This is a genomic window from Streptomyces sp. NBC_00385 (genome assembly GCF_035917155.1).
GTDB classification, from domain to species: Bacteria; Actinomycetota; Actinomycetes; order Streptomycetales; family Streptomycetaceae; genus Streptomyces; species Streptomyces poriferorum.
In genome coordinates, this window is the sequence record NZ_CP107951.1 from 1836749 (window position 1) to 1860000 (window position 23252).

Genomic DNA, 23252 nt, shown 5'->3' on the forward strand with positions numbered 1-23252 from the left:
CGCACCCGCAAACCGTGCGCTCACCCGCTCACACCCGCAAACCCCGCCGCCCCCGCGCATGATGGACGTATGCCCGAAGGAGACACCGTCCTGCAGACCGCGAAGCGGCTGCACAGCGCGCTGGCCGGCCAGGTCCTCACCCGGTCCGATCTGCGCGTCCCACGGTTCGCCACCGCCGATCTCACCGGCCGGACCGTTCTCGGTGTCTCCGCACGCGGCAAGCACCTGCTCACCCGCGTCGAGGGCGGCCTCACCCTCCACAGCCATCTGCGGATGGACGGCGCCTGGCGCGTCTACGCCCCCGACGAACGCTGGCGGGGCGGCCCCTCCCACCAGATCCGCGCCATCCTGGCCAACGCCACGCACACCGCGGTGGGCTACCGCCTCCCCGTCCTCGAACTCCTGCGCACGAAGGACGAGGAGCAGGCCGTTGGTCACCTCGGCCCGGACCTGCTGGGCCCGGACTGGAACGCCGACACCGCGCTGCACAATCTGCTCGCCGACCCCGCCCGCCCCCTGGGCGAAGCCCTTCTGGACCAGCGCAACCTGGCCGGCATCGGCAACATCTACAAATGCGAGCTCTGCTTCCTGGCCCGGGCCACCCCCTGGCTCCCCGTCGGCCGGCTGCCCGAACCCACCGCAGCCCTCCTGGTCACCACGGCCAAGCAACTCCTGGAAGCCAACCGCGACCGTCCGGTCCGCACCACCACCGTCGGCGCCCGTCCCCGGACCGCCGCCGCTCCGGCGCCGCGCAGCCCTCGCACCGGCCAGAACCTGTGGGTCTACGGCCGGACCCACCGCCCCTGCCTGCGCTGCGGGACAGCGATCCGCGTGGCGGAGCAGGACACCCGCCCCACCTACTGGTGCCCCCGCTGCCAGCCGGGCCCCACTCCTTAGACCTTTCGCCACCGCACGCCAGTTGACGACCCGTCAGATATCGCCGTACGGTCCCGTCATGCCTCTCGCCGCGTACGACCTCACCGGCCGCTCCGCGTTCGTCACCGGCGCCGCCGGCGGTATCGGCCGCGCCTCGGCCGTCCTGCTGGCGGAGGCGGGCGCCACCGTGCACTGCGCCGATCTCGACGAGAAGGGTCTCCTGGAGACCCTCGGCCTGATCACCTCCGCAGGTGGCGAAGCCCACACCCATCCGCTGGATGTCACCGACCGCAACCAGGTCCGGGCCGCGGTCTCGGCCGCCGGCGAACTGGACATCCTGGCCGCCGTCGCCGGAATCATGCATACGAGCAGCGTGCTGGAGACCACGGACGAGGACCTCGACCGCGTGCTCTCGGTCAACTTCAAGGGTGTTCTGTACGCCTGCCAGGAGGTGGCCCGCACGATGGTGGCGCGCAGTTCCCCCGGCTCCCTCATCACGATGGCCTCGGGCGCGGTCGACTCCGCGAGCCCTGGCCTGCTCTGCTACAGCGCCGCGAAGGCCGCCGTGGTCCAGCTGACCAAGACCCTGGCCACCGAGCTGGGACCGCACGGCATCCGGGTCAACGCGGTCGCCCCGGGATGGATCCGCACCCCCATGACCGCCCGCCACGACGCGGAGCAACAGCACCGGGCCGAGGCCGCGATGGCCCGCGTTTCCCCGCTCGGCAGGGTCGGCGAGCCCGACGAAGTCGCCCACACGGTGCTGCATCTGGCCGCTGACGCTTCGGCCTTCATGACCGGCCAGATCCTCCGCCCGAACGGCGGCGTCGCCATGCCCTGGTAGCGCGCCACGCCCTGCCGACGGACCAGGACCGGTGGCCCTCGCTCCGCCACGGTCTCTTCGTCCGTCCGGACAGGGCGCAAGCCCGTCGAGACCAGGCACCCTTCCGCCAGGACAGGGCGGAAGGGCGCCGGAACCGGCCGCTCTCGCGCCACGAAGGGCCGGACAGTGAGCCGGGTATCGATGAGCCGGGTATCGACGAGCCGGATATCAGTGACTGCCAGTTCCGGACGATCTCACGCGCACCTTCGGCACACCGCCGCAGCAGACCGGTCCCCGCGTCGAATATCCCCATCGGCCGGATGGTCTCGGTCACTTGTACGGGCAGGAGGCTGAGCCCCCATCCGCCCGCCGCCACCGCTCCCTCGACCGGCCCCGCGTGCGCCGGCTCCAGCACCAGCCGCAGGACGGCCCACCACCACACACCGCCGAGCACGAGCGCCGGCACCCATCGCCGCACCATGGCTGCCTCCTTCGGCCGGACCCGGGGCCTGTCGTTCACAACATGCCGGGCTCGCGGGGTCCCGTCCTGATCCGAACGGAAAACCTTAGCTCTGCCCGGTCACCCGACGGGAGAGCGCACCGGCGCAGTACAGGCGCGCACCACGCACCCGCACGCCTCTTGGCCCCACCGGCCACATCCCGCCGGTCACCTGCCCTCGCCCGCCCGTCTGGCCGCCGACCGCCTGGTACCCGCGCCCACCACCCGCCCAGCCGACAGGCAACCGGCGAGCCGCAGGCCTCGTCGCGGGGGCTTCCTCCAGCGGGGAGCCCCCACCGCTTCCGGTGGGGGCTCCGACCGCCTCCGCTCAGCTCTTGTCGTCGCGGGACAGGGAGTCCTTGACGCCCTCAGCGCGTTCCTGAGCCTCGTTCATGGCACCCTTGGCCTTGCCCTTGGCCTGGTCCGCCTTGCCCTCGGACTCCATGCGCTTGTTGCCTGTCATCTTGCCCATGGCTTCCTTGGCCTTGCCAGCCATCTTGTCCTTGGCGCTCTCGTCAGTCATCGCAACTCCTCGCGTCTTGCGGTCCGGCCTCCGCCCGATTCCGGGCAGACCGGCTGAGATGGGGCCCGACCGGCGGAGAACCGGCCGAGCGGGTCGGAGAGCCCGGTCAGGCACTCTCCGCCTGGAACATCCATGCGTGCTTCTCGAGGTCCGCGGTCAGCGCGATGAGAATGTCCTGGCTGACCGGGTCGGGATCACCCGTCACCTCGATCCGCTCGCGCATCCGGCCGATCACGATGCCCAGGGCGTCCACCAGCGTGCGCACGGCGTCGACGTCCTTGACCCAGCCCTCGGGCACGGAATCGATGGCCGTGGTCCGGGCGATCGTCCCCGACCGCCCGTCCGGATTGACACCCACCGCGGAGGCCCGCTCGGCCACCGTGTCGGAGTGCTGACGGGCGGTGTCGACGACCTCGTCGAGCTGGAGGTGAACCGACCTGAAGCGAGGCCCGACCACGTTCCAGTGGACCTGCTTGGCCACCAGAGAAAGGTCGACGAGGTCCACCAGGGCTCCCTGGAGAGCCTCACCCACGGACTTGAGGTCGGTCTCGGACAGCGGGCTCTTCACCACAGACATGCACGTCTCCGATCTGATATCCGTTCCGTTCAGCACCAACCACGATGGCACAAACGAAGCAAAACGGTCATCCGGGGAAATATTCGAAGCGTTCATTCCCCGCTCTCATTGATGCGCCTGCCCGCAAGAAGCACGCCGACACCCCGGCACCGGGCAGTCGTCCGGACCGGCCCGGACCGCCGGGAGGTCACTGGGCCGTCCCGGTCACACGCCCGTCCGTGGCCCGCGGACGCACAGAAGCCCCGGCCCGCCCCCTGAGGGGAGGACCGGGGCTCCGGCTTCACACCGAGCCAAGCGGGTCAAGCGGCGACGACATCCACCGCTTCCGCAGGCGCCTTGATGGTCACCCGCCCCGTCGGCACACCCGTCACCGACGAAACGGAGACGGAATTGAGCATGGGGCGCACCGGTACAGGTACCGGATCGCTGGCCGCTGCCGACTCGGCCAGTTCGGCCAGGGACAGCTCATCGCTCACTTCACGCATGAGCTCGGACATCCGTACATCAAGCGCGTCGCAAATGGCGGAGAGCAGTTCGGAGGATGCCTCCTTCTGCCCCCGCTCCACCTCGGAGAGATAGCCGAGCGAAACTCGGGCGGACGAGGAGACTTCGCGCAGAGTACGGCCTTGGCGCTGGCGCTGCCGACGCAGCACGTCACCAAGCAGGCGACGGAGCAGAATCATCGGTGGCTCCCTCCTCGGACCGCGTAGCCGCATCCTTCACGCCCCACCGTACCGCCTAGCGCTGCGGCCGTGCGGGGAGCGATGTCGTGTTCACTCAGGGCTGCAAACATCAATTCCCCCCGTTGTGTTCCGTATCCTGTGCGCTCGCGTACCCGCCGAGTTCGCCGGAGAGCAGTTCGAGCACGCTCCGTACGCTCTCTCTACGGATGTCCGCCCGTCCGCCGTTCAACCGCAGCGCGGTCACTTTCCCGGCGTCGGAGGGCCCGCATACTGCGACGAAGACCGTTCCGACCGGATGGCCATCCTGCGTATCGGGGCCGGCGACGCCGGTCGTCGCCGCTCCCCAGTCTGCACCGAGCGCCCGGCGTACGCCTGCCGCCATCTGGCGCGCGACCTCGGCGTCCACTGCCCCTCGTGCCACCAGAAGCTCCGTGTCCACGCCCAGGACTTCACTCTTGAGGGGGGTCGCATAAGCCGTCACGGACCCGCGGAAGGCCTGTGAGGCACCGGGTACGGACGTCAGCTCCGCCGCGACCAGGCCGCCGGTCAGCGACTCGGCGACGGCAAGTGTCTCCCCCCGCCCGGCGAGCAGCCGCAGCACCTGGGCCGCGACTGTCACCGCTCGGCCTCCGCTGCACCGCGGCTTCCGGAGACCCGCTCCGCGTCGCCGGTCCCCTCGGAGGCGGCCCCGGCGGTCTCGGCACCACGGGAGGCACCGTGAGACGTGCCGTGAGAGACGCTCCGGGATGCCTTGCCAGTGGCCCGCCCCTCGTCCTTGGCACTCTCCAGAGCCGCCTCGGCGTGCTCGGCGGCCTCCTGGACAGCAGCGGCCTTGTCCGCCCTGAGCCCCTGGCGGCGCAGCACGACGGCCTGGCGCACGTAGTCCAGGCCGGTGACGACCGTCAGCACGACGGCCACCGCCATCACCCAGAAGCGCAGCGTGGCCAGCGGACCGGTCAGCGCCAGGACGTACATCCCGACGGCGGTCCCCTGGGCCAGCGTCTTCATCTTGCCGCCGCGGCTGGCGGGAATCACACCGTGCCGGATCACCCAGAACCGCATCAGCGTGATGCCGAGTTCCCGGAAGAGGATCACCCCCGTGACCCACCAGGGCAGGTCCCCGAGATAGGACAGGCAGATCAGGGCGGCGCCCATGATCGCCTTGTCCGCGATCGGGTCGGCGATCTTCCCGAAGTCGGTGACCAGGTTGTACTTACGCGCCAGATGCCCGTCGAACACATCGGTGATCATCGCGACGGCGAACGCGGCCCAGGCGATGGAACGCCAGGCCGGGTCGTATCCGCCGTCGTGAAGCAGCAGCGCGACGAACCCGGGGACCAGGACCAGCCGAGCCATGGTGAGGAGATTGGCGATGTTCCACAGGCTGGCCTGATTGACGGCCGCAGCACCCAGTTTTCCGCCGCGGGCCGGCGTCGCGCCGGAACCACCTGCCGCGGATGCCGGGACTCCGGTCATCTGGCTACCTCCGCAAGTTCACAGCTCTCCGCCACCAGGTCCACGCCTTCGGTGCCCACTACCTTTGCCTCGACCATACGGCCCGGGACAAGTCCTTCGCGTGCGGTGAAGAGCACCTGCCCGTCCGTTTCCGGCGCCTGGTGGGCGGCTCTGCCCACGGCACGCGACTCGTCCTCCGTGGGCTCGACGGACTCGACCAGCACCTGGAGCGACTCTCCGAGGCGCTCCTCGGCCCGCTGCGAGGTCAGCTCCTCGGCCAGCTGCGAGATGTGCGCCAGACGCTCGGCGATCGTGTCGGCGTCCAGCTTGTTCTCGTAGCCGACCGCCTCCGTGCCGTCCTCGTCGGAGTAGCCGAAGACGCCGATGGCGTCGAGGCGGGCGCCGGTGAGGAACCGTTCCAGCTCCGCCAGGTCCGCCTCGGTCTCGCCGGGGAAGCCCACGATGAAGTTGGAGCGGGCGCCGGCCTGTGGTGCCTTGCTCCGGATGGTGTGCAGGAGCTCCAGGAAGCTGTCGGTGTCACCGAAGCGCCGCATCGCGCGCAGCACGCCGGGGGCCGAGTGCTGGAAGGACAGGTCGAAGTAGGGCGCGACCTTCGGCGTGGACGTCAGTACGTCGATCAGACCGGGCCGCATCTCGGCGGGCTGCAGATAGCTGACCCGGATGCGCTCGATCCCCTCGACGTCCGCGAGCTCCGGAAGCAGTGTCTCCAGGAGGCGGATGTCGCCCAGGTCCTTGCCGTACGAGGTGTTGTTCTCGGAGACCAGCATGACCTCCTTCACACCCTGCTCCGCCAGCCAGCGCGTCTCGCCCAGGACGTCCGAGGGACGCCGCGAGATGAAGGAGCCGCGGAAGGACGGGATGGCGCAGAAGGAGCAGCGGCGGTCGCAGCCCGAGGCCAGCTTCACGGAGGCGACGGGGCTGGTGCCCAGCCGGCGGCGCAGGGGTGCCCGCGGACCGGAGACAGGTGCGACGCCGTCCGGGAGATCGGCGGGGGCAGGGGCAGCCTCCTGGGCGTGGCCGGGCAGGGCCACGGCCGCGTCCTGGCGGTCGGCCGGACTGATCGGCAGCAGCTTGCGGCGGTCGCGCGGGGTGTGGGAGGCGTGGATGCCGCCGTTGAGGATGGTCTGGAGGCGGTCGGAGATGTCTGCGTAGTCGTCGAATCCGAGGACTCCGTCCGCTTCCGGCAGGGCCTCGGCGAGGTCCTTGCCGTAGCGCTCGGCCATGCAGCCGACGGCGACGACGGCCTGGGTCCGGCCGTGGTCCTTCAGATCATTGGCTTCGAGCAGGGCATCGACGGAGTCCTTCTTGGCGGCCTCGACGAATCCACAGGTGTTGACCACGGCGACATCGGCATCGGAGGCATCCTCGACGAGCTCCCAGCCGTCCGCTGCCAAGCGGCCTGCGAGCTCCTCCGAGTCCACCTCGTTACGGGCGCAGCCAAGAGTGACAAGGGCGACGGTACGGCGTTCGGGCATGGGCTCAAGACTACTTTGTCCCGGCACTGGCCCCGCCGTGCAGGGTTCGACCGTTACAGGGAGTGACAAAAGCGGCGAGCGCCCGGCGCGATGGCCGGGCGCTCGCCGCCCTGTGAACTGCCGGATCGGAGGTCAGCCGACCTCGGGGTCGCCCTTGGTGTACGAAAGCCGCTCGACCTGTCCGGGCTGGAACTGGTCCTCGACCTTCTTGCCGTTGACGAAGAGTTCGATCGAACCGGCGTCACCGAGGACGAGGTCGACCCGCTCCTTGTCCTGGAAGGTCTTCGTCTCGCCCTGCTGGAGGGTTCCGTCGAAGAGGGACCGGCCGTTGTGGTCCTTGGCGGAGATCCAGCTCTTGCCCTGGCTCGCGCTGAGCTTGACCGTCACCTTGTCCTGGGGCGCTGCCGCGATGGCACTGTCCGAGGGGGCCGGCTTGGGGTCGACGGGCTTGCTGGACGCCGGTTTGGGGGTGATCTTGTCGGAGGTCGGGCCTTCGGCGACCTGGCCGGCGGTCGAGGGCTCGTCACCGCCCTTGAAGAAGGTGAAGCCGACGAATCCGACGACGGCCACGATGGCAGCGACCATGGCCGCGGTCCAGTTGGGCCGCCGGGGTTCGGAACGGATCCGCTCGGCCTCGAACAGCGGGGCCGCGGGCGTGGGCGCGGGACGGCCGCCGTGCTCGGCGTCGTACTGCGTAACCAGCGGTTCCGGTTCGGTGCCTACGGCACGTGCGAGCGTTCGGATATGGCCGCGGGCGTACACGTCGCCGCCGCAGCGGGAGAAGTCGTCCTCCTCGATCGCGTGCACGATGGGGATGCGCACCCGGGTGGACGTGCTGACCTCTTCGACCGTGAGACCTGCGGCGATGCGAGCCTGCTGAAGCACTCGACCGATCGAAGGACGGTCGTCTTCGGGGGAGTTGCCGATGGACACGGGGGCGCCTTTCGAGCGTGAGCCACCTGCTGGGTGTTCAGTCTAGGGGGGGTACGAAAGGGTGGGGCAACCGGGAGGGAGGACTTTGTACGCCATCAGATTCGAACAGAGTCGGATTCGCCGGACCGCCCCGGGAAGAAACATCCTGCTGTCCCTCCCTTCAACTTGACGTACGGCCCGGCGAAACGGTTGCCCGCAAAACCCTCACGAACCGGTTTCCCCACGGATCAGTGCCAACACTCCGTCTAGTTCATCCGGTTTCACCATGACATCGCGCGCCTTGGATCCCTCGCTCGGGCCGACGATGTTCCGCGACTCCATCAGGTCCATCAGCCGTCCGGCCTTCGCGAACCCCACCCGCAGCTTGCGCTGGAGCATCGAGGTGGACCCGAACTGAGTGGAGACGACCAGTTCAGCGGCCTGGCACAGCAGATCCAGATCGTCGCCGATGTCCTCGTCGATCTCCTTCTTCTGCTTCGTCCCGACCACCACGTCGTCCCGGAAGACGGGGGCCATCTGGTCCTTGCAGTGCTGGACGACCGCCGCGACCTCGTCCTCGGTGACGAAGGCACCCTGCATACGGGTCGGCTTGTTCGCCCCCATCGGCAGGAACAGTCCGTCACCCTTTCCGATGAGCTTTTCGGCTCCGGGCTGGTCGAGGATGACGCGGCTGTCGGCCAGTGACGAGGTGGCGAAGGCGAGCCGGGAGGGCACGTTCGCCTTGATCAGACCGGTGACGACGTCCACCGAGGGACGCTGGGTGGCGAGCACCAGATGGATTCCGGCCGCACGGGCCAGCTGGGTGATGCGGACGATCGAGTCCTCGACGTCCCGGGGGGCCACCATCATGAGGTCGGCCAGCTCGTCGACGATCACCAGCAGGTACGGGTACGGCGACAGCTCCCGCTCGCTGCCCTCCGGCGTCTTGAGCTTGCCGGTGCGCACCGCGTGGTTGAAGTCGTCGATGTGCCGGTAGCCGAACGCGGCGAGGTCGTCGTAGCGCAGGTCCATCTCGCGCACGACCCACTGGAGCGCCTCGGCCGCCTTCTTGGGGTTGGTGATGATCGGCGTGATCAGGTGCGGGATGCCCTCGTACGCGGTCAGCTCGACGCGCTTGGGGTCGACCAGGACCATGCGGACGTCCTCCGGCGTCGCCCGCACCATCACCGAGGTGATCAGGCAGTTGATGCAGGAGGACTTTCCGGAGCCCGTGGCACCGGCCACCAGGACGTGCGGCATCTTCGCGAGATTGGCCATCTCGTAGCCGCCCTCGACGTTCTTGCCGAGTGCCACCAGCATCGGGTGGTCGTCCTCCGCCGCGTCCGCGAGCCGCAGCACGTCACCGAGGTTGACCATCTCCCGGTCGGAGTTGGGGATCTCGATGCCGACGGCCGACTTTCCCGGGATCGGCGAGATGATCCGGACGTCCGGACTGGCGACGGCGTACGCGATGTTCTTGGCGAGCGCGGTGATCCGCTCGACCTTCACGGCGGGCCCGAGCTCCACCTCGTACCGCGTGACCGTGGGACCGCGGGTGAACCCGGTGACGGCGGCATCCACCTTGAACTCGGTGAAGACGTTGGTCAGTGACGCGACGATCGCGTCGTTGGCGGCGCTGCGGGTCTTGCCCGGTCCGCCGCGCTCCAGCAGGTCGAGGGAGGGCAGCGAGTAGGTGATGTCGCCGGAGAGCTGGAGCTGCTCCGCGCGGGGCGGCAGCGGCTGCGACTCCGAGCGGTCGGGTACCGGCTTCGTCAGGTCGGGTACGCCTCCGGCGGGCGACGAGGCCCGCTCCCCCGGCCTCCGGCCCGGTTCGGCCTCCCTGGCACCGGGCACCGGCGTGCCCGCGCGCTCGCGGTCCACCGAGACGCCCTGGGTGAGGTCGGCGACGACCGGCGACGGCGGCATGCCGTTGAGCACCGCCCCGTCGAGCGCGGCAGCCGCGGCGGCGGCCACGTCCACGGCGTCCATGGTGCGGTTCATCGCCGGCTGCACGGAGGGCCTGCGCGGCCTGCGCCGCTTGGAGAGCGCGTCGGTCTCCGCCCGGTCGGGGTCGTACTCCTCGGGCGCCTCGGAGCGGCGGGCCGAGGTGCGCCGTGAACGGGCCGGCAGCGACTCGCGCCACTGCTCGTCGTACCGCTCGTCGTCGTCCTCGTCCAGCGACTCGGGGTCGTACACCGGGTCGATGATTCCCAGCTTGGAGCCGAGCAGCCGCAGCCGCTGCGGAATGGCGTTCACCGGGGTGGCCGTCACGACCAGCAGCCCGAAGACGGTCAGGAGCAGGAGCAGCGGTACGGCGAGCACCTCGCCCATGGTGAAGATCAGCGGCTTGGACGCGGCCCAGCCGATGAGGCCCCCCGCGTCCTGCATGGCCTCGGTGCCGTCCTCGCGTCCCGGCGATCCGCAGGCGATGTGGACCTGCCCGAGCACCCCGATGACGAGCGCGGAGAGCCCGATGACGATCCGGCCGTTGGCTTCGGGCTTCTCCGGATACAGGATCAGCCGTACGGCGACGGAGCCCAGCAGTATCGGTACGAGGAGGTCGAGCCGGCCGAAGGCTCCGGTGACGAGCATCTCGACGAGGTCGCCGACCGGGCCTCGCAGGTTCGACCACGTGCCCGCGGCCACGATCAGCGCGAGGCCGAGCAGCAGCAGCGCGACGCCGTCCTTGCGGTGAGCGGGGTCGAGGCCCTTGGCTCCGCGCCCTATGCCGCGGAACATCGCACCGACGGCGTGGGCCGCTCCGAGCCACACGGCGCGCACCAGGCGGTACACACCGCCGGTGGGCGACGGCGCCGGTTTGGGCGCGGCGGCCTTCTTGGCCACCGCCTTCTTCGCGGGTGCCTTCTTGGCTGGTGCGGTCTTCTTCGCCGCGGTCTTCTTGGCGGGCGCGGCTTTCTTTGCCGGGCCCGGGGCACGGCCGGCGCGCTTCGCGGTGCCCGCGGTGCCCTGGGAACCCTTGCCGGACGTACGTGAGGCCATGGGGCCGAGGTTACCGGTGTCTGCGGCAGTGAACACGTGCGCGTGCCGGTTCACCCGACCGTGTCGCCGTACAGCGGCCGCGAACTGACGCGCACTCACCGGCCCGGGCGAGGTGACACCGGCGTCGGGCCAGGTGGTCCCGAGCCGGCCCGCCACCGCCGAACGGCCTCGGTCACCGGCCAGTTGACGCCCCGACAGCGCGAAGGAGCGCGCTGGAGGACGGCGGTGCGGCCGGCGGACGTTACGAGGGGACGCCGGCCGGTCCGCCGGCCGTCCCGGGCTCCAGAGCGTCCAACGCCCGGCGCAGCCCGGTCAGCTTCCGTTCGAGATGAGCGGCGGTGGCCACGGCTCCGGCGTCCGCCGACTCGTCGTCGAGTTGCTTGGAGAGTGCCTCGGCCTGCTCCTCGACTGCCGCAAGCCGTGCGGAGAGTTCGGCCAGCAGCCCGGCCGGCTCCTTCTCGCGGTTCGCGCCCGCCTGCCCGCCGCCCTCCAGCTGGAGCCGCAGCAGCGCCGCCTGCTCACGCAGCTGGCAGTTCTTCATGTACAGCTCGACGAAGACCGAGACCTTGGCGCGCAGCACCCAGGGATCGAACGGCTTCGAGATGTAGTCCACCGCGCCGGCCGCATAGCCCCGGAAGGTGTGATGCGGACCGTGGTTGATCGCGGTGAGGAAGATGATCGGGATGTCCCGGGTCCGCTCCCGCCGCTTGATGTGCGCCGCGGTTTCGAAACCGTCCATGCCCGGCATCTGGACGTCCAGCAGAATCACCGCGAAGTCGTCCGTGAGCAGCGCTTTGAGCGCTTCCTCCCCTGACGATGCCCGCACCAGTGTCTGATCGAGCGCAGAGAGGATGGCCTCCAGCGCCAGCAGATTCTCCGGCCGGTCATCGACCAGGAGGATCTTGGCCTTCTGCACCATGGCCCGTCCTCCTCGCCCCGGAATTGCACCGGGCGCCGCCCCAGGGGACGGCTCCCTTACGCCGTCCGTCCTTGTGCCGGTCATGGTAGCCGCACCCCGGCCGCCACCACACCCTGTCACCGCGATGTCACTGTGCACACAGGGAAAACGCGGCAGGAGACCAGAAGGTTCCCCGGAATCCGCGCTCCCACACTCCTTCCGACACCGCTAGTCAACAAATCACGATCGATTCGCTCAACTCACGATCACTCTCCGCGCATCCACTGCTCCATAACCGAGAGAAGATGATCGGAATCGACCGGCTTGGTGACGTAGTCGGATGCGCCCGACTCGATGGCCTTCTCGCGGTCGCCCTTCATCGCCTTGGCGGTCAGCGCGATGATCGGCAGTCCGGCGAACTGCGGCATCCTGCGGATCGCCGTGGTCGTCGCGTAGCCGTCCATCTCCGGCATCATGATGTCCATCAGCACGACCGTCACATCGTCGTGCTGCTCCAGGACTTCGATCCCCTCGCGCCCGTTCTCCGCGTACAGCACCGAAAGGCCGTGCTGTTCCAGCACGCTGGTGAGCGCGAAGACGTTGCGGATGTCGTCGTCGACGATCAGTACCTTCTCGCCGCCGAACCGGAACGCCCTGCGGACCTCGGGCTCCTCCTGGCCGCCGAGCGTCCACGGCTCCTGCGGAGCCGGCCGCTCCACGGAGGAGGCGGCCCGGGGCGGCAGCGCGGGCTGCTGCTGCGCACCGCCCAGCGCCTTGCGCCGACGCCTGGACAGCCCTGCCGCGCCGCCCTGGTCGTGCGCAGTGCCCGGCATCCCGGATGCCTCCCCGAAGGTCTGGAAGCCCGGTCCGTGGCCCTGCCCCGCCTCGGGCAGCCGCCCGCTCTCGACCGCCGCACCGTGCACCTCGATGGGCCCGGGGCCGATCTGCGGATAGCCCTGCGGCGGGAGTTCGCTCGGGTGCAGCGGCAGGTACAGCGTGAACGTCGAGCCGCGGCCGGGCTCGCTCGCCGCATGGATCTCACCGCCCAGGAGCCGTGCGATCTCCCGGCTGATGGAGAGACCGAGGCCGGTACCGCCGTACTTGCGACTGGTCGTCCCGTCCGCCTGCTTGAACGCCTCGAAGATCACCAGCATCTTGCTGGAGGCGATCCCGATACCGGTGTCGGTCACCGAGAAGGCGATCAGATCGGCGTCGGTGTCCCGCAGCGAACCGGCTTCCAGCAACTGCTCACGGATGGCGTTCGGCACCTCGGCACCCGCGTGCCGGATCACCAGCTCGACGGCGCCGCTGTCGGTGAACTTCACCGCGTTGGAGAGCAGATTGCGCAGCACCTGCAGCAGTCGCTGTTCGTCGGTGTGCAGTGTGGCCGGGAGTTCCGGCGACACCCGTACGGAGAAATCCAGCCCCTTTTCCGCGGTGAGCGGCCGGAACGTCGCCTCCACGTAATCGACCAGCTGAACCAGCGCGATCCGGGTCGGGCTGACGTCCATCTTGCCCGCCTCGACCTTCGACAGATCGAGGATGTCGTTGATCAGCTGGAGCAGATCGGAACCCGCCCCGTGGATCGTCTCGGCGAATTCCACCTGCTTCGGCGACAGGTTGCCCTCGGCGTTGTCCGCCAGGAGTTTGGCCAGAATGAGCAGCGAGTTGAGCGGTGTCCGCAGCTCGTGGGACATGTTCGCCAGGAACTCCGACTTGTATCGCATGGAGACCGCGAGCTGTTCGGCGCGTTCCTCCAGGACCTGGCGCGCCTCCTCGATCTCGGTGTTCTTGACCTCGATGTCGCGGTTCTGCTGGGCCAGCAGCTCGGCCTTCTCCTCCAGTTCGGCGTTGGACGCCTGGAGCGCCTTCTGCCGGTTCTCCAACTCCTGCGACCGGTCACGCAATTGCTCGGTGAGTTCCTGCGACTGCTCCAGCAGTTTCTCGGTCGTGGTGTTGACGCTGATCGTGTTGACGCTGGTCGCGATCATCTCGGCGAGCTGGTTGAGGAAGTCCCGCTGGATATGCGTGAACGGCTGGAACGAGGCCAGTTCGATCACTCCGAGGACCTTGCCCTCGAAGAGCACCGGCAGCACGATCACGTGCGCGGGCGGCGCCTCGCCGAGACCGGACGAGATCTTCAGATACCCCGGCGGCACGTTGTCCACCTGGATCGTGCGCTTCTCCTCGGCCGCCGTGCCGATGAGGGTCTCCCCGGGCCGGAAGGACGTCGGCATGGACCCCGCGGAGTAGCCGTAGCTGCCGCGCATACGGAGCTCGTAAGCGCCCTCCCTGTCGCCCTCCGCACCCAGCGCGTCGGTGTCTCCGGTCGCCATCGCGAGGAAGAAGGCGCCGTGCTGGGCGGAGACGACCGGCGTCAGCTCGCTCATGATCAGCGAGGCCACGTCGTCCAGATCGCGCCGCCCCTGCATCAGACCGGAGATCCGGGCGAGGTTGCCCTTGAGCCAGTCCTGCTCCTTGTTGGTGGCGGTGGTGTCGCGCAGGTTGGCGATCATCGTGTTGATGTTGTCCTGGAGGGACTGGATCTCACCGGCGGCGTCCACGTCGATCTTGAGGTTGAGGTCACCCCGGGTCACCGCGGTCGCGACGGCCGCGATTGCGCGCACCTGACGGGTCAGGTTTCCGGCCATCTCGTTCACCGACTCGGTGAGGTCGCGCCAGGTGCCGTCCACGTCCCGTACGCGCGCCTGGCCGCCCAGCTGGCCCTCGGTACCCACCTCGCGGGCCACCCGCGTCACCTGTTCGGCGAACGAGGACAGCCGGTCGACCATCGTGTTGATGGTGTTCTTCAGCTCCTGGATCTCACCACGCGCGTCGATGTCGATCTTCTTGGTGAGATCGCCCTCGGCGATGGCCGTGGTGACGGTGGCGATCTGGCGCACCTGCCCGGTCAGGTTGGACGCCATCGAGTTCACGGACTCGGTGAGGTCCTTCCACGTACCGGCGACGCCCGGGACGCGCGCCTGGCCGCCCAGCTCGCCCTCCGTGCCCACCTCGCGGGCGACACGGGTCACCTCGTCGGCGAACGACGACAGGGTCGTCACCATCGTGTTGACGGTGTCGGCCAGCTCGGCGACCTCGCCGCGCGCCTCGACGGTGACCTTCTTCGTCAGGTCCCCGTTGGCGACCGCGGACGAGACCCGGGAGATGTTCCGCACCTGACTGGTCAGGTTGTTGGCCATCAGGTTGACGTTCTCGCTGAGGTCCTTCCAGATGCCCGTAGCACCGCGCACCCGGGCCTGGCCGCCGAGGATGCCCTCGGTGCCCACCTCGCGGGCGACCCTCGTGACCTCGTCCGCGAAGTTGAGCAGCTGGTCGACCATCGTGTTGACCGTCGTCACCAGTTCGAGGATCTCGCCCTTGGCGTCGACGGTGATCTTCTTGGAGAGATCACCGTTGGCGACCGCGGTCGTGACCTCGGCGATGTTGCGCACCTGAAGGGTCAGGTTGTTCGCCATGCCGTTGACGGACTGGGTGAGGTCCTTCCACGTACCGGACACCCCCTGCACCTCGGCCTGACCGCCGAGAATGCCCTCCGTGCCCACCTCGCGGGCGACCCGGGTCACCTGCTCCGCGAAGTTCGAGAGCTGGTCGACCATCGTGTTGAGGGTGTTCTTCAGCTCCAGGATCTCGCCGCGCGCGTCCACGTCGATCTTCTGCGACAGGTCACCCCGCGCCACCGCCGTGGCGACCTGGGCGATGTTACGGACCTGAGCGGTGAGGTTCCCCGCCATGCCGTTCACCGAGTCGGTCAGATCGCGCCACACACCGGCCACGCCGGGCACCTGGGCCTGACCGCCGAGACGCCCGTCCGTGCCCACCTCGCGGGCCACCCGGGTCACCTGCTCGGCGAAGGCGGAGAGCTGGTCGACCATCGTGTTGATGGTGTTCTTCAGCTCCAGGATCTCGCCGCGCGCGTCCACGTCGATCTTCTGCGACAGGTCACCCCGCGCCACCGCCGTGGTCACCTGGGCGATCTGGCGCACCTGGGAGGTCAGGTTCCCCGCCATGAAGTTGACGGAGTCCGTGAGCTCCTTCCACGTACCGGAGACGCCGTCGACCCGCGCCTGACCACCGAGGCGGCCCTCGGTGCCCACATCCCGCGCCATCCGCGTCACCTGGTCGGCGAAGGAGGACAGCTGCGCCACCATCGTGTTGACGGTGTTCTTCAGCTCCAGCATCTCGCCGGCCACATCCACGGTGACCTTCTGCGACAGGTCGCCGTTGGCGACCGCCGTCGTCACCTGCGCGATGTCGCGCACCTGCCCCGTCAGGTTCCGGAACGCCGTGTTGACCGAGTCCGTGAGGTCCTTCCAGGTACCTGCCGCGCCCGGCACCTCGGCCTGGCCACCCAGCCGGCCCTCGACGCCGACCTCCCGGGCCACCCTGGTCACTTCCGAACCGAAGGACTGAAGCTGGTCGACCATCGTGTTGACGGTGTTCTTCAGCTCCAGCATCTCGCCGGCCACATCCACGGTGACCTTCTGCGTCATGTCACCGCTGGCGACCGCCGTCGTCACCTGCGCGATGTCGCGCACCTGGGTCGTCAGATTGCGGAAGACGGTGTTCACCGAGTCGGTGAGGTCCTTCCAGGTGCCCGCGGCACCCGGCACCTGCGCCTGACCGCCGAGCAGCCCCTCGCCACCGACCTCGCTGGCCACGCGCGTGACCTCGTCCGCGAAGGTCCGCAGTGTCTCCGTCATCTGGTTGATCGTCTCGGCGAGCTGCGCCACCTCGCCGCGCGCGCTCACCCGGACCTTCTGCGACAGGTCACCGTTGGCGACCGCCGTCGTCACCTCCGCGATACCGCGCACCTGGGAGGTGAGGTTCCCGGCCATCGTGTTGACGGAGTCCGTGAGGTCCTTCCACACCCCGGCCACACCCGGCACCGTCGCCTGCCCGCCCAGCTCGCCCTCGGTACCCACCTCACGGGCGACGCGGGTCACCTCGGAGGAGAACGAGGACAGCTGGTCGACCATCGTGTTCACGGTGTTCTTCAGCTGAGCCATCTCGCCGGCCACGTGAACGGTGACCTTCCGCGACAGATCGCCCTTGGCCACCGCCGTCGTCACCAGGGCGATGTCGCGCACCTGCGCGGTCAGCCGATACGCCATGGTGTTCACGGAGTCCGTGAGGTCCTTCCAGGACCCGGACATCCCACGCACCTGGGCCTGGCCGCCCAGCTTGCCCTCGGTGCCCACCTCGACCGCGACCCGCGTCACCTGCTCGGTGAACGCCGACAGCTGGTCGACGAGGTTGTTGACCGTACGCGCGACCTTCAGGAACTCGCCGCGCAGCGGCCGTACCGTCTCGTCCGCCGTGTGCGAACGCAGCTCCATCCGCTGCTCCAGGTCACCGTCGGCCACCGCCGACAGCACGCGCCCGACCTCCGAGACAGGACGCGCGAGATCATCGACCAGTTCGTTGGACGCGTCGATCGCGGCGGCCCAGGAGCCCTCGCAGGCCCCCGTCTCCAGCCGCTCGGTCAGCTTGCCCTCCCGGCCGACCACGCGCCGCACGCGCGCGAGCTCACCCGTGAGATGCACATTGCGGTCGGCGACCTCGTTGAAGACCGCCGCGAGCTCCGCCATGACACCGTCGCCGGACACGGTCACCCGCCGGCGGAAGTTGCCGTCCCGCATGGCCACCAGACCGGACAGCAGTCTGTTGAGTGCCGCGGCGTCGACTTCGACGGTTCCATTACGCTGCTTCTTCACGGACTGTCCGCCTTTACTGCGCGTACCTGTTCCCCGCGCCGCCACGTCAGACTCCACCGTGTCCCTCCCGCAGGGGTTGACCGAATCGCCCGGGCCTTGTCCGAGAGCATGCCCAGATCCTCTATGGCGCACCGCCACAGCCCACCGTCGACGGGTGACCATGCGGACGTCAAATCGTTGAAACGTACCAGGCCGGAACCGGTAGGGGTGCAACCTCCCATGGTTGTCCCACATCCCCCTATGGGGAAGCCCACACTTGTCCGGTCACAGGCCTGTTCCTGCCCGTCCTTGCCCGAACCCGGCCCTCGTGTATCCGGCACCTGCGCGGAGCGTCTAGCCTGGCAGGCGAATCGAAGCGGCGAGAAACGGGCACAGGACTCGGGGAAGCGACGAGACACCATATGGGGAGTGCTGTGATCACGGCGCGCGCGGCTGCCACCTTCGACCCGGTCGGGCGTTCCGTCGCGACGGCCCGCGCCTTTGTCCGGGACACCCTCCAGGGGTGGGGGTACACCGATGTCGTCGACGACGCCGTCGTCCTCACCAGCGAGCTCGTCACGAACGCGGTGGTCCATGCGGGCACCACAGCGGACGTGTTGTGCCTGCGCACGGAGGAGGGTGTCCGGGTCGAGGTCTCCGACCACTATCCGGAACGCGAGATCCCGCTCCAGTCCACCGGACTGGACTTCGGCAGCCCCGACCGGGAGGGCGGCCGCGGCCTCCTCCTGTGCGCGGCGCTCGCCTCCCGCTGGGGAGTCGAGTACTCCCCCACGCACAAACACGTCTGGTTCCAGCTCGATCTCCCCGACCGTCCGGTGGGTATCCGCTCCGCGGGCCCGCTGCTCCCCGTCGGTCTGCTCCCCGTCACCGACGAACGGGTCAGGGTCGCCGTCGTCCAGATCGACGGCGCCGGCTCCATCGCGGCGTGGAACGACGACGCCTCGTACCTGTTCGGGCACACGGCGGAACAGGTCACCGGCAAACAGTTCACCGACTTCACCGCTTGGCCGCAGACCCCGGGCACCAACACCGGCATCGCCGACGCGCTGCGCCTCTCGCGCTGGGAGGGCAGCTACGGCATCCGGGCCGCCGACGGCCGCACCGTCCAGGTCTACGGCTCCCATCTGCGCGTGCGGGACACCGAGGGCGAGCCCTCGACGGTGTGCCTGCTCGTGCGCGACTACGAGCGGGCCGTGCTCCAGTCGCCGGTACGCACTCCGGTCTCCGACGCGAACACGGAGAGCCGCACCACGGACCCCTTCGAGGTCTTCATCGGCTCCCCCGCCCCCGACGACCTCGACGGACTGCTTCAGCGCACCGTCGAGCGGGCCCGCGACATGCTCGACGCCGACGCGGCCTTCCTGCTGCTGGCGACGGACGACGAGACCGAACTGGAGGTACGGGCCACGACCGGTCTGCCTTCCGCCCGCCAGCGTTTCGCCCGCGTTCCCGTCGAGGCGGGCACGGGACGGTACGGTTCCGCCCGCATGCCCGCCGTGCACGAGGATCTCGACGCGGTACCCGGCGCCGTCCCGCTGCTCAGCGACACGGGCATGCGTTCGGTGGTCACGGTCCCCCTGAAGGTCGAGGGCCGGCTCACCGGCTCCCTGGGCGTCGCGGCCGAAGCCGCCGGCCGGTACTCGAACGAGGAGGCGCTGCGCCTCCAGTTCGCCGCCGACCGGATCGCCCTGGCCGTCGAGTCCGCCCGCCTGGGAGAACTGGAACGGCTGCGCCGCGGCTCGCTCTCCTTCCTCGTCGAGGCGTCCGACCTGCTGGCCGGCACCCTCGACCGCGACCAGACGCTGGCTCTGATGGCGCAGATGACCGTCCCCACCCTGGCCACCTGGTGCGCCGTCTACACGATCGCCGACCAGTCCTCGGACCCGTACCTCTCGTACGTCCTGCACGAGGACGAGGAGCTCATCGACGGCCTCAAGGCCCTGCTCTCCAAGATCTCCCCGCCCGACCCGGTGCCTACACCGGGCGCCCGTGTCTGGTCCGCACCGTCCGAGGCCGCCCATGAGGCAGCCCTGCGCACCTCGATGCGCAGCATCGGCCTCGGCGACCCGGGGGCGCTCGGCGCGGGCATCCGTACGACGCTCGCCACCGCGGCCGCGGTGGGCGGCGAGACCGTGGTCCTCCCCCTTGTCGCCCGCAACCGGGTCATCGGCATGCTGACGCTCGGCAAGCCGTCCGACGACCACTTCCGCCAGGAGATCCTGGAACTGGCCGAGGACCTCTCGCGCCGGGCGGCCCTCGCCCTGGACAACGCCCGCCTCTACTCGGAGCGCATGGCGATCAGTCAGTCCCTGCAGCGCAGCCTGCTGCCGCCGGGCCTGCCCGACGTCCCCAATGTCGAGATCGAGGTCATCTACCGGGCAGCCGGTGAGGGCAACGAGGTGGGCGGCGACTTCTACGACGTCTTCCCGATCCGTGACGGCGCCTACGGCTTCGCCATCGGCGACGTCTGCGGTACGGGTCCGGAGGCCGCGGCCGTGACAGGCCTGGCCCGGCACGCCCTGCGCCTGCTCGCCCGCGAGGGCTTCGGCGGCCCCGCCGTCCTGGAGCGGCTCAACGCCGCCATCCTCGACGAGGGTGCCCGCAGTCGCTTCCTGACCCTGCTGTACGGGGAGTTGTGGCCCCAGGAGGACGGCAGCGCCCTTCTGAAGGTGGTCTGTGCCGGCCACCCGTTGCCGCTGCGCCTGCGCCAGGACGGCTCGGTCGAGGCGGCGGCGGAACCGCAGCCGCTGCTGGGCGTCATCGAGGACCTGGAGCTGTACGAGCAGACCGTGACGCTGGACCCGGGCGACGTCCTGCTGTGTGTGACCGACGGCGTCACCGAACGGCGCGAGGGCACTCGCATGCTCGGCGACGACGGGCTGGCGGACGTGCTGGCCAACTGCACGGGCCTGACGGCGGGTGCGGTGGCGGCCCGCATTCTGCGGGCGGTGGAGCGCTTTGCCGCCGAGCCGGCCTCCGACGACATGGCCATTCTCGCGATGCGTGTCCCCGAGCCGCAGGTCGCTCCGTAGCCCCGCCGCCCGGGGCCCCGGGTACGCGAAAGGCCCCCGCCATGTGGCGGGGGCCTTTCGTCTGTACGAGCCCCAATGCGGAATCGAACCGCAGACCTTCTCCTTACCATGGAGACGCTCTACCGACTGAGCTATTGGGGCCTTGCTGCCCTGCGGCAACGAGCTAAAGCATACCCTGAACCAGGGGGTGTGCAAAACCGCCTGTCGCACCGTCATGGACCCGTCCACCAGGGGCGTTCCGCTGCCGCCACCCTCAAGACGAGCCGCGCGCTCCCCCCTCGCGGTGCGCCGGCGAACGGGTCCGGAACGCAGAAAAGCCCCGTGCCACAAGGGCACGGGGCTTAACTATCAAAAGGAGTTCGGCGGCGTCCTACTCTCCCACAGGGTCCCCCCTGCAGTACCATCGGCGCTGAAAGGCTTAGCTTCCGGGTTCGGAATGTAACCGGGCGTTTCCCTAACGCAATGACCACCGAAACACTATGAAATTAACTAACACCGGAACAAAACACGGCCGTTCGTTATTTCAGAACTAACACAGTGGACGCGAGCAACTGAGGACAAGCCCTCGGCCTATTAGTACCAGTCAGCTCCACCCGTTACCGGGCTTCCACATCTGGCCTATCAACCCAGTCGTCTACTGGGAGCCTTAACCCTTCAAGAGGGTGGGAATACTCATCTCGAAGCAGGCTTCCCGCTTAGATGCTTTCAGCGGTTATCCTTTCCGAACGTAGCCAACCAGCCATGCCCTTGGCAGGACAACTGGCACACCAGAGGTTCGTCCGTCCCGGTCCTCTCGTACTAGGGACAGCCCTTCTCAATATTCCTACGCGCACAGCGGATAGGGACCGAACTGTCTCACGACGTTCTAAACCCAGCTCGCGTACCGCTTTAATGGGCGAACAGCCCAACCCTTGGGACCGACTCCAGCCCCAGGATGCGACGAGCCGACATCGAGGTGCCAAACCATCCCGTCGATATGGACTCTTGGGGAAGATCAGCCTGTTATCCCCGGGGTACCTTTTATCCGTTGAGCGACAGCGCTTCCACAAGCCACTGCCGGATCACTAGTCCCGACTTTCGTCCCTGCTCGACCCGTCGGTCTCACAGTCAAGCTCCCTTGTGCACTTACACTCAACACCTGATTGCCAACCAGGCTGAGGGAACCTTTGGGCGCCTCCGTTACTCTTTAGGAGGCAACCGCCCCAGTTAAACTACCCATCAGACACTGTCCCTGATCCGGATCACGGACCCAGGTTAGACATCCAGCACGACCAGAGTGGTATTTCAACGACGACTCCACAACCACTGGCGTGGCCGCTTCAAAGTCTCCCACCTATCCTACACAAGCCGAACCGAACACCAATATCAAACTATAGTAAAGGTCCCGGGGTCTTTCCGTCCTGCTGCGCGAAACGAGCATCTTTACTCGTAGTGCAATTTCACCGGGCCTATGGTTGAGACAGTCGAGAAGTCGTTACGCCATTCGTGCAGGTCGGAACTTACCCGACAAGGAATTTCGCTACCTTAGGATGGTTATAGTTACCACCGCCGTTTACTGGCGCTTAAGTTCTCAGCTTCGCCGACCCGAAAGTCAGCTAACCGGTCCCCTTAACGTTCCAGCACCGGGCAGGCGTCAGTCCGTATACATCGCCTTACGGCTTCGCACGGACCTGTGTTTTTAGTAAACAGTCGCTTCTCGCTGGTCTCTGCGGCCACCCCCAGCTCAGGAAGCAAGTTCCCTCACCAGTGATGGCCCCCCTTCTCCCGAAGTTACGGGGGCATTTTGCCGAGTTCCTTAACCATAGTTCACCCGAACGCCTCGGTATTCTCTACCTGACCACCTGAGTCGGTTTAGGGTACGGGCCGCCATGAAACTCGCTAGAGGCTTTTCTCGACAGCATAGGATCATCCACTTCACCACAATCGGCTCGGCATCAGGTCTCAGCCTTAATGTGTGACGGATTTACCTACCACACGGCCTACACCCTTACCCCGGGACTACCACCGCCCGGGCTGGACTACCTTCCTGCGTCACCCCATCGCTTACCTAGTACAAGTCTGGTTCGTCGGCTCCACCACTACCCTCAACTCCGAAGAGATCGGGCCGGCTTCACGGACTTAGCATCGCCTGATTCAGTATTGGGCGTTTCAAAGCGGGTACCGGAATATCAACCGGTTGTCCATCGACTACGCCTGTCGGCCTCGCCTTAGGTCCCGACTTACCCTGGGCAGATCAGCTTGACCCAGGAACCCTTAGTCAATCGGCGCACACGTTTCTCACGTGTGTATCGCTACTCATGCCTGCATTCTCACTCGTGAACCGTCCACAACTCGCTTCCGCGGCTGCTTCACCCGGCACACGACGCTCCCCTACCCATCCACACAGGCGTTGGCCCTATATGTGTGAATGACACGACTTCGGCGGTACGCTTGAGCCCCGCTACATTGTCGGCGCGGAATCACTTGACCAGTGAGCTATTACGCACTCTTTCAAGGGTGGCTGCTTCTAAGCCAACCTCCTGGTTGTCTCTGCGACTCCACATCCTTTCCCACTTAGCGTACGCTTAGGGGCCTTAGTCGATGCTCTGGGCTGTTTCCCTCTCGACCATGGAGCTTATCCCCCACAGTCTCACTGCCGTGCTCTCACTTACCGGCATTCGGAGTTTGGCTAAGGTCAGTAACCCGGTAGGGCCCATCGCCTATCCAGTGCTCTACCTCCGGCAAGAAACACACGACGCTG

13 protein-coding genes, 1 tRNA gene and 2 rRNA genes (1 of these 16 cut by a window edge) are annotated in these 23252 nt (G+C 68.1%); 3 read left to right on the forward strand and 13 right to left on the reverse strand.

Annotated features, from left to right (window positions below; translation table 11 throughout):
- The first annotated feature begins 69 nt into the window (after positions 1 to 69).
- Both OG959_RS07965 and OG959_RS07970 read left to right on the forward strand, forming a co-directional pair.
- The gene (locus OG959_RS07965) at positions 70 to 897 is read left to right on the forward strand and encodes a DNA-formamidopyrimidine glycosylase family protein (protein WP_326657496.1); all 828 of its coding nucleotides are present in this window, start codon (positions 70 to 72) and stop codon (positions 895 to 897) included.
- Positions 898 to 955: 58 nt separating this feature from the next.
- Entirely contained in the window at positions 956 to 1720 is a 765-nt protein-coding gene (locus OG959_RS07970; RefSeq protein ID WP_326657498.1) for an SDR family NAD(P)-dependent oxidoreductase, read from the forward strand.
- Positions 1721 to 2526: 806 nt separating this feature from the next.
- On the opposite strand, the gene OG959_RS07975 is transcribed toward OG959_RS07970, so the two are convergent.
- From OG959_RS07975 to OG959_RS08020, 10 genes are all read right to left on the reverse strand, one after another.
- On the reverse strand, positions 2527 to 2721 hold the full coding sequence (locus OG959_RS07975; protein WP_326657499.1) for a CsbD family protein: 195 nt from the start codon (positions 2719 to 2721) through the stop codon (positions 2527 to 2529).
- 106 nt (positions 2722 to 2827) lie between these two features.
- Positions 2828 to 3298 (reverse strand): Dps family protein, encoded by a 471-nt coding sequence (locus OG959_RS07980; RefSeq protein ID WP_148021271.1) that lies wholly within the window; start codon positions 3296 to 3298, stop codon positions 2828 to 2830.
- Positions 3299 to 3597: 299 nt separating this feature from the next.
- Positions 3598 to 3981: a helix-turn-helix domain-containing protein gene (locus tag OG959_RS07985; RefSeq protein ID WP_148021270.1), complete on the reverse strand. Its 384-nt coding sequence runs from the start codon at positions 3979 to 3981 to the stop codon at positions 3598 to 3600.
- A gap of 109 nt (positions 3982 to 4090) precedes the next feature.
- Positions 4091 to 4600 carry a CinA family protein gene (locus OG959_RS07990; RefSeq protein ID WP_326657502.1) on the reverse strand — a complete coding sequence of 170 codons (510 nt, stop codon included), beginning with the start codon at positions 4598 to 4600 and terminating at the stop codon, positions 4091 to 4093.
- Positions 4597 to 5457: a CDP-diacylglycerol--glycerol-3-phosphate 3-phosphatidyltransferase gene (gene pgsA, locus OG959_RS07995; protein WP_326657504.1), complete on the reverse strand. Its 861-nt coding sequence runs from the start codon at positions 5455 to 5457 to the stop codon at positions 4597 to 4599. Before pgsA ends, OG959_RS07990 begins: the two co-directional genes overlap by 4 nt.
- A complete protein-coding gene (rimO, locus tag OG959_RS08000; protein WP_326657505.1) occupies positions 5454 to 6932 on the reverse strand; it encodes a 30S ribosomal protein S12 methylthiotransferase RimO in 1479 nt (492 codons plus the stop codon). Before rimO ends, pgsA begins: the two co-directional genes overlap by 4 nt.
- A gap of 132 nt (positions 6933 to 7064) precedes the next feature.
- Positions 7065 to 7865: a helix-turn-helix domain-containing protein gene (locus OG959_RS08005; RefSeq protein WP_326657506.1), complete on the reverse strand. Its 801-nt coding sequence runs from the start codon at positions 7863 to 7865 to the stop codon at positions 7065 to 7067.
- A 204-nt stretch (positions 7866 to 8069) separates the two neighbouring features.
- The gene (locus tag OG959_RS08010) at positions 8070 to 10844 is read right to left on the reverse strand and encodes a DNA translocase FtsK (RefSeq protein ID WP_326657507.1); all 2775 of its coding nucleotides are present in this window, start codon (positions 10842 to 10844) and stop codon (positions 8070 to 8072) included.
- 241 nt (positions 10845 to 11085) lie between these two features.
- A complete protein-coding gene (locus OG959_RS08015; RefSeq protein ID WP_326657508.1) occupies positions 11086 to 11763 on the reverse strand; it encodes a response regulator in 678 nt (225 codons plus the stop codon).
- Positions 11764 to 12008: 245 nt separating this feature from the next.
- Positions 12009 to 17480, reverse strand: coding sequence for a HAMP domain-containing protein (locus tag OG959_RS08020; protein WP_326657509.1), 5472 nt, complete (start codon positions 17478 to 17480; stop codon positions 12009 to 12011).
- A 413-nt stretch (positions 17481 to 17893) separates the two neighbouring features.
- On the opposite strand from OG959_RS08020, the gene OG959_RS08025 reads away from it, so the two are divergent.
- Positions 17894 to 20512 (forward strand): SpoIIE family protein phosphatase, encoded by a 2619-nt coding sequence (locus tag OG959_RS08025; protein ID WP_326657510.1) that lies wholly within the window; start codon positions 17894 to 17896, stop codon positions 20510 to 20512.
- 68 nt (positions 20513 to 20580) lie between these two features.
- Here the strand turns inward: OG959_RS08025 and OG959_RS08030 are convergent.
- From OG959_RS08030 to OG959_RS08040, 3 genes are all read right to left on the reverse strand, one after another.
- Positions 20581 to 20653, reverse strand: a tRNA-Thr gene (locus OG959_RS08030).
- Between the two features lie 216 nt (positions 20654 to 20869).
- Positions 20870 to 20986: ribosomal RNA gene (gene rrf / locus OG959_RS08035) — 5S ribosomal RNA — on the reverse strand.
- Between the two features lie 79 nt (positions 20987 to 21065).
- Positions 21066 to 23252, reverse strand: a 23S ribosomal RNA gene (locus OG959_RS08040) (it continues 938 nt past the right edge of the window).